A 15,108-nucleotide genomic window follows, 5' to 3' on the forward strand; every position below is an offset into this window, starting at 1 on the left:
CGCCTGATGTTCCGCACTCGAGAGGCTGCCGATGTCGAACGAGGACAAGCTCCGCGAATACCTCAAGCGGGCTGTCGCGGACCTGCAGGACAGCCGCGAGCAGCTGCGGGAGGCCACCGAGCGCAACCGGGAGCCGATCGCCATCGTGGCGGCCGGCTGCCGGTTCCCCGGCGGCGTGCGCACTCCCGAGGACCTGTGGGACCTCATCGACTCGGGCGTTGACGCGGTGTCCGGCTTTCCCCGCAACCGCGGCTGGGACCTCGGCTCCCTGTACCACCCGGACCCGGCCCACCCCGGAACCACGTACGCCACCGAGGGCGGCTTCCTGCACGAGGCGGACCGCTTCGACCCCGCGGTCTTCGGCATCTCGCCGCGCGAGGCGCTCGCCATGGACCCCCAGCAGCGGCTGCTGCTCGAGGTCGCCTGGGAGACCCTGGAACGCGGCGGGCTCGACCCGACCTCGCTCGCCGGCTCGGCCACCGGCGTCTTCGTCGGCACCGGCCACGGCGGGTACGACACCACCGGCGGCCACGGCCACGAGGAGGCCGGCGGCCACCTGCTGACCGGCAACGCGGTCAGCGTCTCCTCCGGACGCATCTCCTACGTGCTCGGCCTGGAAGGCCCGGCCATCTCCGTCGACACAGCCTGCTCGTCCTCGCTGGTCGCCCTGCATCTGGCGGTGCGCTCGCTGCGCAGCGGCGAGAGCGACCTGGCCCTGGCCGGCGGCGCCACCGTCATGTCGACCCCGCAGATGTTCCTCGAGTTCTCCCGCCAGCAGGGCCTCGCGCCGGACGGGCGGTGCAAGCCGTTCGCCGCTGCCGCCGACGGCACCGGCTGGGCCGAGGGCGTCGGCCTGCTGCTCGTCGAGCGCCTCGGCGACGCCCGCCGCAACGGGCACCCGGTGCTCGCCGTGATCCGCGGAACCGCGGTCAACTCCGACGGCGCCTCGAACGGCCTGACCGCGCCGAACGGCCCCTCACAGCAGCGGGTCATCCGGGCCGCGCTCGCCGACGCCGGGCTCCGCCCTGCGGACATCGAGGCGGTCGAGGCGCACGGCACCGGCACCCGGCTCGGCGACCCGATCGAGGCGACCGCGCTGCTGGCCACGTACGGGCAGCAGCGCCCGGACCGGCCGGTGCTGATCGGCTCGCTCAAGTCCAACATCGGCCACACCCAGGCCGCGGCCGGCGTCGCCGGCGTGATCAAGATGGTCCTCGCCATGCAGCGGGGACGGCTGCCCGCCACCCTGCACACCGACGCACCCACCCCGCACGTGGACTGGACCGCCGGCGACGCACGGCTGCTCACCCGGCCCGCGCCGTGGCCCGCCACCGACCGTCCGCGCCGGGCGGCGGTCTCGTCCTTCGGCGTCAGCGGCACCAACGCACACGTCGTCATCGAGAGCGCCGAGGCGCCGGACCCGGCCGAGCCGTCCGCGGACACCGGCCTGCCGTGGCTGCTCTCGGCCCGCACCGAGGCGGCGCTGCGCGCACAGGCCGCCCGGCTCACCGGGCACGCCGACGGCGGCGACGACGTCGCCTACTCGCTGGCCACCACCCGCGCCCTGATGGAGCACCGGGCCGTCGTCACCGGTGACCGCCGGGCCGCCCTGACCGCCCTGGCCGCCGGGGGCGGCGGCGTCGGCGCCGCCGCCGAGCGGACCACCGCGTTCCTCTTCGCCGGTCAGGGCTCGCAGCGCGCCGGCATGGGCCGCGACCTGCGCGCCCGGTTCCCGGCCTTCCGCCGCGCCTTCGACGAGGCCGCCGCGCTGCTCGGCGACGTCGACTGGGACGACCTGGACCGGACCGGCAACGCCCAGCCCGCCCTGTTCGCCTTCGAGGTCGCCCTCTACCGCCTGCTGGAGTCGTGGGGGATCCGCCCGGCCCTGGTCGGCGGCCACTCGATCGGCGAGATCGCCGCCGCGCACGTCGCCGGCGTGCTCAGCCTGGCCGACGCCGCGAAGCTGGTCGCCGCGCGGGGGCGGCTCATGCAGGCGCTGCCGGCGGGCGGCGCGATGATCGCGGTCCGGGCCGCGCCCGAATCCCTCGACCTGCCGGACGACGTGTCCATCGCGGCGGTCAACGGTCCCGAGTCGGTCGTCCTGTCCGGACCCGAGGCGGCCGTGATCGCGATCGCGTCCCGCTTCGGGCGCACCCGGCGCCTCGCGGTCAGCCACGCCTTCCACTCGGCGCTGATGGAGCCGATACTGGCCGACTTCGCCGCGGTCGTCGGCGAGCTCACCTTCTCGCCGCCGGCCCTGCCGGTGGTCTCGAGCGTCACGGGCGCGCCTGCCGGTCCCGAGTTCGGCACCCCGGAGTACTGGGTACGGCAGGTGCGGCAGCCGGTGCTGTTCCGCGACGCCGTCCGCGCCGCCGAGGACCTCGGCGCGACCGCGTTCGCCGAGGTCGGCCCGGCCGGCACGCTCGTCTCGATGATCGCCGAGTCGGCCGCCGGCTCCCCGGCCGTCGCCGCCCTGCAGCGCCGCGACCGCGACGACGAGGTCACCGCGCTCTTCGACGGCGTCGGCGCCCTGCACGTCGCCGGCGTCCGGATGGACTGGACGGCCATCCTCGGCCGGCACCGGACCGTCGACCTCCCCACGTACGCGTTCCAGGAGGAGCCGTTCTGGCTCGGACCGCCGCGCGACGCACCCGCCGGCGACATCCTGACCTACGACATCGGCTGGACACCGGTCGCCATCGCCGCCACCGCCGGAGGCCGCTGGTTGGTCGTGCGGCACGAGGACGGCGGTCTCGCCGACGACCTCGCGGCCCGCGGCATCGAGGTCGTCGCGGTGAACCACGGCGAAGACCTGGCCGCGCGGATCTCGGCGGCCGGCCCGCTCGACGGCGTGCTGTCGCTGCTCGCCGCGGAAGGCGACCCGGAGGCCCTGTGGCACACCGCCGAGCTGCTGCAGGGCCTGGACGCCCTCGACGTGCACGCGCCATTGTGGTGCGTCACCCGCGGCGCCGTCTCCACCAGCCGCACCGACCCGGTCACCGACCCCACGCAGGCACAGATCTGGGGCCTCGGCCGGGTCGCCGCCCTCGAACTCCCGCAGCGCTGGGGCGGCCTGGTCGACCTGCCCGCCACCCCGGACGCCCGGGCCCTGGACGCCCTGGCCGGCCTGCTGGGCGGGGGAGAGGACCAGGTCGCGGTCCGCGCCGAGGGCGTGCTCGGCCGCCGCCTGCACCGCACCGCGCCGCGCCCGGCGGGCGACTGGACAGCCCCGGCGACCGTGCTGGTCACCGGCGGCACCGGCGCGCTCGGCGCGCACGTGGCACGCTGGCTGCTCGGCGCCGGCGCCCGGCGGCTGATCCTGGCGGGACGCCGCGGCCCGGACGCGCCCGGCGCGGCCGAGCTGGCCGCCGAGCTCGGCGACCGGGTCAGCGTGGTGGCCTGCGACGTCGCCGACCGCGACGCCCTCGCCGCGCTGCTCGACGGCCTCGACCTGGACGGCGTGGTGCACGCCGCCGGCGTGCTGGACGACGGCCTGCTCACCTCGCTGACCCCCGCGAGGCTGGACGTGGTCCTGCGCGCCAAGGCGCGGGCCGCCGAGAACCTCAGCGAGCTGACCGGCGACCTGAGCATGTTCGTCACGTTCTCCTCCATCGCCGGCACCGTCGGCAACCACGGCCAGGCGGGTTACGCCGCCGCCAACGCCGCCCTGGACGCGCTCGCCGAGCGGCGCCGCGCCGCCGGAAGACCGGCCACCTCGGTGGCCTGGGGCCCGTGGGCGGCCGGAATGGCCTCCCGCGACGCCGCCGGTGCCGCGGCACGCCGCGCCGGCCTGCGCCCGCTCGACCCGCGGCAGGCGCTCGCCGCGCTGGAGAACGCGCTCGCCGCCGACCGAACCACGCTCACCGTGGCGGATATCGACTGGCCCGCCTACGGCACCACGATGACCGCGGCCCGCCCCAGCCCGCTGCTGGCCGACCTGTGGGCGCCCGCTCCACGCCGGGCCGACACCGCCGGGCCGGACCGCGACCTGCTGGCCCTGGTCCGTGAGCAGGTGGCCGCGGTGCTCGGCCACGGCACCCCGGACGGCGTGGATGCCGGGCGCGCCTTCCGCGACCTCGGGTTCGACTCGCTCACCGCGGTCGAGCTGCGCAACCGGCTGGCCGCGGCGACCGGGCTCCGTCTTCCCGCCACCCTGCTGTTCGACCACCCGACCGCGTCCGCGGTCGCCGCGTATCTGCGCGCCGGTACGACCGGCGACGCCGGCGCCAACCCGGTCACCGCGATGCCCGCCGCCTCCGACGAGCCGATCGCGATCGTCTCCATGGCCTGCCGGTTCCCCGGCGGCGTCAGCTCCCCCGAGGAGTTCTGGGACCTGCTCGAGTGCGGCACGGACGGCGTCGGCGGGTTCCCGGACGACCGCGGCTGGGACCTCGACCGGCTCTACGACCCGGACCCCGACCACCCGGGGACCACGTACTGCACCGAGGGCGGCTTCCTCACCGACGTGGCCGGCTTCGACCACGGCTTCTTCGGCATCTCGCCGCGCGAGGCCCTCGCCATGGACCCGCAGCAGCGGCTGCTGCTGGAGACCTCCTGGGAGCTGTTCGAGCGGGCGGGCATCGACCCGGAATCGGTACGCGGCAGCGCGACCGGAGTCTTCGCCGGTGTCAACTCCAACGACTACCAGAGCATCATGGCGGGCTCCGCCGGCGAGGTCGCCGGGCACCTGCTCACCGGCAACGCGATGAGCGTGCTGTCCGGCCGCGTCGCATACACGTTCGGACTCGAGGGCCCGGCCGTCTCGGTCGACACCGCCTGCTCGTCGTCGCTGGTCGCCCTGCACCTGGCGGTCAACTCGCTGCGCACCGGCGAGTGCGACCTGGCCCTGGCCGGCGGCGTCACCGTGATGTCCACGCCGTACGCGTTCATCGAGTTCTCCCGCCAGCGCGGCCTCGCCCCGGACGGGCGGTGCAAGCCGTTCGCCGCGGCCGCCGACGGCACCGGCTGGGCCGAGGGCATCGGGCTGGTCCTGGTCGAGCGGCTCTCCGACGCGCGCCGCAACGGCCACGAGATCCTCGCCCTGGTACGCGGCACCGCGGTCAATCAGGACGGCGCCTCCAACGGGCTGACCGCCCCGAACGGCCCCGCACAGCAGCGGGTCATCCGGCGGGCCCTGGCCAACGCCGGCCTGAACGCACAGGACGTCGACGCGGTCGAGGCGCACGGCACCGGCACCCGGCTCGGCGACCCGATCGAAGCGCAGGCGCTGCTCGCCGCGTACGGGCGGGGCCGGCCCGAGCCGCTGCGCCTGGGCGCGGTGAAGTCGAACATCGGGCACACGCAGGCCGCCGCGGGCGTGGCCGGCGTGCTGAAGATGGTCCTCGCCATGCGGCACGGCCTGCTGCCGCGGACCCTGCACCTGGACCGGCCCACCCCGCATGTGGACTGGGGCGACGGCATCGCGTTGCTCGCGGAGGCGACGCCGTGGCCGACCGGCGCGCGGACCCGGCGCGCCGGTGTCTCGTCGTTCGGCATCAGCGGCACGAACGCGCACGTCATCCTCGAAGAGGCCCCGGCCGCGCACGCGCCGGCCACCCCGCGGGAGTCCGGCCCCGTCGCGCTGATGCTCTCCGCCCGCAGCGCCGAGGGTGTGCGCGCACAGGCGCTCCGGCTCGCCGCGCACCTGAGGGACGGCGGCGACAACCCGCGCGACGTCGCGTACTCGCTGCTCACCGCCCGCGCCGCGCTGCCGTACCGGGGCTCGGTGGTGGCGACCGGCCGGGACGACCTGATCGCGGCGCTCGAGACGATGACCGGGGCCGCGTACGCGCGGACCGACACCCGGCCCGTCTTCGTCTTCCCCGGCCAGGGCTCGCAGTGGGCCGGCATGGCCCTCGACCTGCTCGACTCCTCGCCGGTCTTCGCCGCCCGGCTCGGCGATTGCGCCGGGGCGCTGCGCCCGCACTGCGACTGGGACCTCGTCGACGTGCTGCGCCGCGGCGAGTTCGACCGCGTCGACGTGGTGCAGCCCGCCCTCTGGGCGGTGATGGTGTCCCTCGCCGAGCTGTGGCGCTCCCACGGCGTCGAGCCGGCCGCGGTGGTCGGGCACTCGCAGGGCGAGATCGCCGCCGCCTGCGTCGCCGGTGCGCTGAGCCTCGACGACGCCGCCCGCATCGTCGCCCTGCGCAGCCGGGCCCTCACCGCGCTGGCCGGCCGGGGCGGCATGGCCTCCGTCGGCCTCCCGGTCGCCGAGGTCCGCGAGCGGATCGCACCCTTGCAAGACCGGCTGTCGGTGGCCGCTGTCAACGGCCCGCACTCCACCGTCGTCGCGGGTGTTCCGGGCGCGCTGGACGAGCTGATCGCCGCCTGCGCCGCCGACGGCGTCCGCGCCAGGCGCATCGACGTCGACTACGCCTCGCACTCCGCGGACGTCGAGCTGATCGAGGCCGAGGTCCTCGACGTGCTCGCACCGATCACCCCGCGCGGCGCCGACGTGCCGTTCTGGTCCACCGTGACCGGCGAGCCCGCCGACACCGCCGGGCTGGACGCCGCCTACTGGTACCGCAACCTGCGGCGGACCGTGGAGTTCGAGCGCACCACCCGGGCGCTGCTCGACGCCGGCCACCGCCTCTTCCTCGAGATCAGCGCGCACCCGGTGGTCACGCCCGGACTGCGCGAGACCATCGAGGACTCCGGCGCCGCCGCGGCCGCCCTGGTCACCCTGCGCCGCGACGAGGGCGGCCTGACCCGGTTCCGCGCCGCGCTCGCCGAGGCGCGCGACCACGGCTGCCTCGTCGAGGCCGGGACGCTGTTCCCCGGCGCCGCCCGGGTCGCCCTGCCCACGTACGCGTTCGAGCACCAGCGGTTCTGGCCGCGGGTCACCGAGCCGGCCGGCCGGGACGCGCTGAACCACCCGATGCTCGGCTCAGCCGTGCGGCTCGCCCGCGCCGACGGCCTGGTCGTCACCGCGAACTGGTCGCTGCGCACCCACCCGTGGCTCGCCGACCACGCCGTCGCCGGCACCGTCGTGGTGCCCGGCACCGCCCTGCTCGAGGCGGTCATCCGGGTCGGCGACGAGGTCGGCTGTGGCCGCGTGGACGAGTTGACCCTGCACGCGCCGGTGCTCGTACCGCCGCGCGGCGAGGTGCGGATCCAGATCGCCGTCGACGCGCCGGACGGCGCCGGCCTGCGCGCGGTGACCCTGCACTCCAGCACCGGCGACGGCTGGACCGCGCACGCCACCGGCAGCCTCGCGCCCACCGGCCCGGCGCCCGCGGCCGGGGCCCGCACCGAGTGGCCGCCGGCCGGCGCCGAGGCCCTGGACGTCAGCGACCTCTACGATCGGCTCGCCGCGGCCGGATACGGCTACGGGCCCGCGTTCCGGGGTGTCCGCGCCGCCTGGCGGCTCGGCGGCGACATCCTCGCCGACGTGGCCCTGCCGGACCCGGACGCCGGCGCCTTCGGCCTGCACCCCGCGCTGCTCGACGCCGCCCTGCACCCGGCGACGCTCGGCCCGCTGTCCACCGAGCGCGGGGCCGGGATGCCGTTCTCCTGGACCGGCGTCGCGCTGCACGCCACCGGCGCGACCGCGCTGCGCGTGCGGATCACCGGAACCGGCCCGGACACCGTCGCCGTCACCCTGGCCGACACCGCCGGGAACCCGGTCGCCACGATCGACGCCTTGGCCGTACGCCCGGTCGGCGCGACCACCGCACGGGCGATCGAGCGCGAGGCCCTGTTCGAGGTCGCCTGGACGCCCGTGCCGCCGGCCGGCACCGCCGCCGGCGACTACACCCTGGTCCGCGGCACCGACCCGGTGGGCGTGCTCGCCGACCTGCAGGCCGGCCACGACCGGCTGGTCGTGGTCACCGAGGGCGGAGCCGGCGACGCCGTCACCGACCTCGACGCCGCCGCGGTCTGGGGCCTGGTCCGCTCCGCACAGTCGGAGAACCCGGACCGGATCACGATCGCCGACCTGGACGGCTCCCCGGCCTCGCTGGCGGCGCTGCCGGGCCTGATCGCCACCGGCGAGCCGCAGCTCGTGGTCCGCCGCGGCGAGGGGTTCGTGCCGCGCCTGGAACGCGTCGGCGCCCGCCTCACGATCGACGACCCGGCGCGGCCGTGGCGCCTGGACATCCCGGCCAAGGGCACCGTCGACAACCTCGCCATCGTCCCCGCACCGGACACGGCCGAGCCGCTCGGGCCGGGCGAGGTCCGGATCGCCGTCCGCGCCGCGGGCCTGAACTTCCGGGACGTGCTGAACGTCCTCGGCATGTACCCCGGGGGTGCGCGGTTCCTCGGCTCGGAGGCGGCCGGCGTGGTTCTTGAGGTCGCCGGGGACGTCACCGGGCTGGCACCCGGCGACCGGGTGACGGGCATGATCACCGGCGGTATCGGCACCCACGCGGTCGCCGACCACCGCCTGCTCACCACGTTCCCGGCACACTGGACCTTCGCGCAGGCCGCGGCGGTGCCGGTGGTGTTCCTCACCGCCTACTACGCGCTGCACGACCTGGCCGGCCTGTCCGTCGGCGAGCGGATCCTGGTGCACGCCGCCACCGGCGGCGTCGGCATGGCCGCCACCCAGATCGCCCGGCACCTGGGCGCCGACGTCTACGGCACCGCGAGCGAGCCCAAGCAGCACCTGCTGCGCGCCGACGGCTTCGCCGACGACCACATCGCCGACTCCCGCACGCCGGACTTCGGGCAGGTCTTCGCGGACGGCTTCGACGTCGTGCTCAACTCCCTGGCCGGCGAGTTCGTGGACGCGTCGCTGCGGCTGCTGAGCGACGGCGGCCGGTTCATCGAGATGGGCAAGACCGACGTCCGCGACGCGGCGGAGATCCGCGCCGGCCGGGGCGTCGCCTACCGCGCGTTCGACCTCGTCGAGGCCGGCCCGGCACGCATCGGCGAGATGCTCACCGAGCTGGTCGCGCTCTTCGAGTCCGGCGTACTGCACCACCTGCCGCTCACCGCCTGGGACGTCGAGCACGCCACCGACGCGTTCCGGTTCATGGCACAGGCCCGGCACACCGGAAAGATCGTGCTCACCATCCCGCGCCCCTGGGACCCCGCCGGCACCGTGCTGATCACCGGCGGCACCGGCGAGCTGGGCGGCCTCCTGGCCCGCCACCTGGTCGCCGAGCACGGCGTCCGGCACCTGCTGCTCGCGGGCCGCCGCGGCCTGGACACCCCCGGCGCCCGCGCGCTGTCCGACGAGCTGACCGCGGCCGGTGCCCGGGTCACCGTGGCCGTCGCCGACGTGTCGGAACGCGACGACGTGGCCGCCCTGCTGTCCCTGGTCGACGCCGCACATCCGCTCACCGCCGTGGTGCACGCGGCCGGCCTGCTCGACGACGGCACCGTCGACGCGCTCACCGGCGAGCGGATCCGCGCGGTGCTGCGGCCCAAGGCCGACGCCGCCCGGCACCTGGACGAACTCACCCGCGGGCACGACCTCGCGGAGCTGGTCCTCTTCTCCTCGGCCGCGGGCGTGCTCGGCTCGCCCGGCCAGGGCAACTACGCCGCCGCCAACGCCTTCCTGGACGGCCTCGCCCAGCGGCGCCGCGCCGCCGGCCTGCCCGGCGTCTCGCTTGCCTGGGGCCTGTGGGCGCAGGCCAGCGGCATGACCCGGCACCTCGGCGACGCCGACCGGTCCCGCTCCCGGCAGGGCGGCGGGGGCCTGGCGCTGTCCACCGCGGACGGCCTGGCCCTGTTCGACGCGGCCCTGTCCGCCCGGCGGGCCCTGCTCGTCCCGGTCCGGCTCGACACCGCGGGCCTGCGCGGCCGGTCGCGGGCGGAGCTGCCGCCGATGCTGCGCGGCCTGTTCGGCGCGGTCACCCGCCGCCGCGCCGAGACCGGCGGCGGCACCGACCTGCGGCAGCGCCTCGCTGGGCTGCCCGCCGCGGACCGCCGGGAAACGCTGCTGGACCTGGTCATCTCGTACGCCGCGGCGGTGCTCGGTCACGCCGGTGGCGCCGCGGTCGACGCCGGGCAGGCGTTCCGCGACCTCGGCTTCGACTCGCTCACCGCGGTCGAGCTGCGCAACCGGCTGTCCACCGCCACCGGGCTGCGGCTGAGCGCCACCCTGGTCTTCGACCACCCGACACCGCAGGCCCTCGCCACCCACCTGCTCGCCGAGCTCACCGACGGCGTCGCCGCCGCGCCCGCGCGCACCTCGGCCGCCACCGGCGACGACGAGCCGATCGCCATCGTCGCGATGGCCTGCCGGCTGCCCGGCGGGGTCCGCTCGCCGGAGGAGCTCTGGGCCATGCTGGACGCCGGCCGCGACGGCGTCGGCGACTTCCCGGCCGACCGCGGCTGGGACCTCGCCGGCCTCTACGACGCGGTGCCGGACGGCCCCGGCTCGTCGCGCACCCGCGAGGGCGGCTTCCTGGACGCGGTGGCCGACTTCGACGCCGGGTTCTTCGGCATCTCGCCGCGTGAGGCCCTGGCGATGGACCCGCAGCAGCGGATCCTGCTGGAGACCGCGTGGGAGCTCTTTGAACGCGGCGGCATCGACCCGCACGCCGTACGCGGGCGCCCGGTCGGCGTGTTCGCCGGCGTCTCCTCCAGCGACTACCTGTCCCGCGTGCCGGACGTGCCGGAGGAGCTGGCGCCGTACATCAACAACGGCAACGCGATGAGCGTCGTCTCCGGCCGCGTCGCCTACGCCTTCGGGCTGGAGGGCCCGGCCGTCACGGTCGACACCGCCTGCTCGTCGTCGCTGGTCGCCCTGCACCTGGCGGTGAACGCGCTGCGCGCCGGCGAGTGCGAGCTGGCCATCGCCGGCGGCGTGACGGTGATGACCTCCCCGCGCATCGTCGTCGACTTCGCCCGCCAGCGCGGCCTGGCCATGAACGGCCGGTGCAAGCCGTTCGCCGCGGCGGCCGACGGCGCCGGATTCTCCGAGGGCGCCGGCCTGCTGCTGGTCGAGCGGCTCTCCGACGCGCAGGCCAACGGCCACCGGGTCCTCGCCCTGGTACGCGGCTCCGCGGTCAACTCCGACGGCGCCTCCAACGGGCTCAGCGCCCCGAACGGCCCGTCGCAGCAGCGGGTCATCCTGGCCGCGCTGGCCGCGGCCGGGCTGTCCGCTCAGGACGTCGACGCGGTCGAGGCGCACGGCACCGGCACCCGGCTCGGCGACCCGATCGAGGCGCAGGCGCTGCTCGCCACGTACGGGCGCGACCGCGACGCGGACCGGCCGCTGCGGCTGGGCTCGGTGAAGTCGAACATCGGCCACACCCAGGCGGCGGCGGGCGTCGCCGGGATCATGAGGATGGTCCTGGCCCTGCGCCACGGTGTGCTGCCGCGAAGCCTGCACGTCGACGCGCCCACCCCGCACGTGGAATGGACACCCGCGGTGAGCCTGCTCGACGAGGCGACACCGTGGCCGGCCGGGGAACGCACCCGCCGCGCCGGCGTGTCCTCCTTCGGCATCAGCGGCACGAACGCACACGTCATCCTCGAGGAGGCGCCCACCGCGCCCGCCGGGTCGCCGGCCACCGCCGCCACCGGTCCGGTTCCGTGGCTGCTGTCCGCCCGCTCCGCGCCGGCGCTGCGCGGCCAGGCGGAGGCGCTGCTCGGCGTCACGGGCGAGCCGGCCGACATCGCCCGGTCCCTCGTGGAGACCCGGTCGCTGCACGAAAGGCGTCTCGTGGTCGTCGGGGAGAACCCCGCCGAGGCGCTGCGGGCGTACCTCGCGGACGCACCAGGACCGCGCGTGGTCACCGGCTCCGCGTCCGGCCGCGAGCGCCGCGTCGTCCTCGTCTTCCCCGGACAGGGCGCACAGTGGGCCGGCATGGGCCGTGACCTGCTCGGCGACCCCGTCTTCGCGGGCCGCCTGCACGAGTGCGCGGAGGCGCTGGCACCGTACACCGACTGGTCGCTGACCGAGGCCCTCGGCGATTCCGACCTGCTGGAGCGGGTCGACGTCGTGCAGCCCGCGCTCTGGGCCGTGATGGTCTCGCTGGCCGCGGTCTGGCAGGCACACGGCGTACGCCCGGCGGCCGTGCTCGGCCACTCACAGGGCGAGATAGCCGCTGCCTGCGTCAGCGGCGCCCTGTCCCTCGCCGACGGCGCCCGGGTGGTGGCGCTGCGCAGCCGGGCCATCGCCGGCGCCCTCTCCGGCCTCGGCGGCATGGCCTCGATCGCCGCACCGCGCGCCGACGTGGACGCCCGCCTGGCCGGGTTCGGCGGCCGGCTGTCGGTCGCCGCGGTGAACGGCCCGGGCACGGTCGCCGTCTCCGGCGATCCGGACGCCCTCGACGAACTGGTCGCCGCCTGCGTCGCGGACGGCCTGCGCGCCAGGCGGATCCCGGTCGACTACGCCTCGCACTCCGCGCACGTCGAACGGATCCGTGATCTGCTGCTGGTCGAGCTGAAGGACCTCGCGCCGCGCGCCGGCGACATCGCGTTCCTCTCCACCGTCACGGCCGACTGGGCGGACACCACCGGACTCGACGCCGGGTACTGGTACGAGAACCTGCGCCGCACGGTCCGCCTCGAGGAGTCGCTGGCCGCGCTGATCGAGCAGGGCCACGACGTGTTCGTGGAGTGCAGCCCGCACCCGGTGCTCACCGGCAGCATCGAGGACACCGCGGCCGCCGCCGGCGCCGACGCCGTGGTGATCGGCACGCTGCGCCGCGACGACGGCGGCCGCGAGCGCCTGCTCGTCTCGCTCGCCGAGGCGCACGTCCGCGGCGTCGCCGTCGACTGGACACCGGCGGTCGCCGGCGGCCGGATCGTCGGCCTGCCCACGTACGCCTTTCAGCGCGAGCGCTACTGGCTCGAACCCGCCGCCCGGCGCGATCCGTCCGGCCTCGACTCGGTCGTGCACCTGGCCGGCGGCGCGGGCACCGTACTGACCGGACGGATCGGCGTCGCCGCCCAGCCGTGGCTCGCCGCCCACCGCCTCGGCGACCGGGTCGTCGTGCCCGGCACCGCCTACCTGGAGTGGGCCGTCCGGGCCGGCGACGAGGCCGGGCTGCCGGTGGTGGCCGAGCTGGACGAGCTCGCCCCGATGGTCCTGGACACCGACCTGGACCTGCAGGTCGTCGTCGCCGCCGACGGCGGGTTCACCGTGCACGCCCGCCCGGACGCCGGGCATCCGTGGACCCGGCACGCCACCGGGCGCCTCGCCGCGGACCCGGCCCCGGTGACCGCCGACGGCGCGCCGGTCGCGGTGTCGGTGCCCGCGGCCGGCGGCTTCCGGCTGCACCCCGACCTGCTACAAGGCGCGCTGGCCGCCGACGGCCTGCCGACCGCGTGGCGCGGGGTCACCGTGCACGCCACCGGGGCCACCCGGCTCACCGTGCGCACCGCCCGCAACGGCGACGGGACGATCGCCGTGGTCGCGGTGGACGCGGCCGGCGCCCCGGTGGTCACCGCCGCGGCCGTCACGGTCACCCCGGCCGACCGGATCGTCCTCGGCGCCGGCGGTGCCGCGCCGATCTACCACGTCGAATGGGAACCGCTGACCCTGGCGGGCGAGCCGGCCGGCACGATCCGGCGTATCACCGCCGGCGGCGACCCGGTCGCCGCCGCGCACGCGGCCACCGGGGAGGCCCTCGACGCCGTCCGCGAATGGCTCGCCGCCGACCGGGACGGCAAGCTCGTCATCGTCTCCGACCAGGCCGGCGTGCACGGCCTGATCAGGTCCGCGCAGTCCGAGCACCCCGGCCGCTTCCAGCTGATCGACGCCGACCCCGCCGACGACCTGGTCGCCGCCGCCACCGCGTCGGACGAGCCGCAGATCCGGCTGCGCGGCGGCCGGGCCCTCCTGCCGCGACTCGACCGGGCGCCCACCCCGTCCGGCACCGCGGACTGGGGGAGCGGCACCGTTCTGATCACCGGAGGAACCGGCACGCTCGGCGCGCTCGTCGCCGAGCACCTGGTCACCCGGCACGGCATACCGCGGCTGGTGCTGACCGGGCGCCGCGGCCCGGACGCGCCCGGCGCGACCGGGCTGCGCGACCGACTGGAGTCCCTCGGCGCCGAGGTCACCTTGGCCGCCTGCGACGCCGCGGACCGCGACCGCCTCGCCGAGGTGCTGGCCGGCATCGAGGACCTGACCGCGGTCGTGCACGCGGCCGGCATCCTGGACGACGCCCTGATCGAGACGCTCACCCCGGCGCGCCTCGACGCGGTGCTGCGGCCCAAGGCGGACGCCGCGTTCCACCTGCACGAGCTCACACGCGACCGGGACCTGAAGCAGTTCGTGCTGTTCTCGTCGTTCGCCGGTGTGGCCGGCGCCATGGCGCAGGCCGGATACTCCGCGGCCAACGCGGTCCTGGACGACCTGGCCGAGCGCCGCCGGGTGGACGGGCTGCCCGGCACCTCGCTCGCGTGGGGCTTCTGGGAGCAGCGCAGCGGCCTGACCGGCGACCTGGACGCGGCCGACCTGTCCCGGATGACCCGGGCCGGCCTGCTGCCGATCCCGACCGGCCGGGGACTCGCGATGCTCGACGCGGCGGTCGCCTCCGGCGAGGCCCTGCTCGTGCCGGTCCTGCTGCGCCCGTCCGGCGACGTGCCGCCGTTGCTGAGCCGCCTGGTCCGCGTCACCCGGCCCGCCGCCGCCGACGCGCGGGCGGCCGGTGCGGACAGCCTCGCCGACCGGCTCGACGCGCTCAGTCCGGCCGAGCAGGAGAAGACGCTGCTGCGGCTGGTCGCCGGGCACGTCGCGACGGTGCTCGGGCACGCCGCCGCGGACGCGGTCGAGGCCGAGCGCGGCTTCCTCGACCTCGGCATGTCGTCGGTGACCGCCGTCGAGCTGCGCAACCGGCTCAACGCGGACACCGGCCTGCGGCTGCCCACCACGCTCATCTTCGACCACCCCACGCCGATCGGCCTGGCCCGGCAGTTGCGGGCCCAGCTGCGGCCCGGATCAGGCGAGCCGGTGTTCACCGAGCTCGCCGGCCTGGAGTCGGCGGTCGGCCGGGCGGAGCTGGACGCGGCCGGCCGCGCACAGCTCGTCGCCCGGCTCAAGGCCCTGCAGTGGAAGCTCGACGGCCTGAATACGCCCGAGGCCGACGACGACCTCGACGTCTCGACCGACGACGAGATGTTCGACCTCATCGACCGGGAACTCGGCCGCGCGTAGCTCCCGCACGCGCCGCGGCCGAACAGCTCAACGGAAGGTTCCCCGAC

At 76.5% G+C, this 15,108-nt stretch carries 1 protein-coding gene; it reads left to right on the top strand.

Annotated elements, in window-relative coordinates; all coding sequences use genetic code 11:
• Nucleotides 1–31 precede the first annotated feature (31 nt).
• A complete protein-coding gene (locus BJ971_RS10020) occupies nucleotides 32–15,061 on the top strand; it encodes a type I polyketide synthase (RefSeq protein WP_184991852.1) in 15,030 nt (5,009 codons plus the stop codon).
• The last annotated feature ends 47 nt before the right edge of the window (nucleotides 15,062–15,108 follow it).

Origin of the sequence: Amorphoplanes digitatis (genome assembly GCF_014205335.1) — a bacterium.
In the GTDB taxonomy this organism is placed as follows: domain Bacteria; phylum Actinomycetota; class Actinomycetes; order Mycobacteriales; family Micromonosporaceae; genus Actinoplanes; species Actinoplanes digitatus.

Bases quoted from the DNA above. Each gene is read 5' to 3' on its own strand.
- BJ971_RS10020 (WP_184991852.1), top strand. From the start codon at position 32: ATGTCGAACGAGGACAAGCTCCGCGAATACCTCAAGCGGGCTGTCGCG.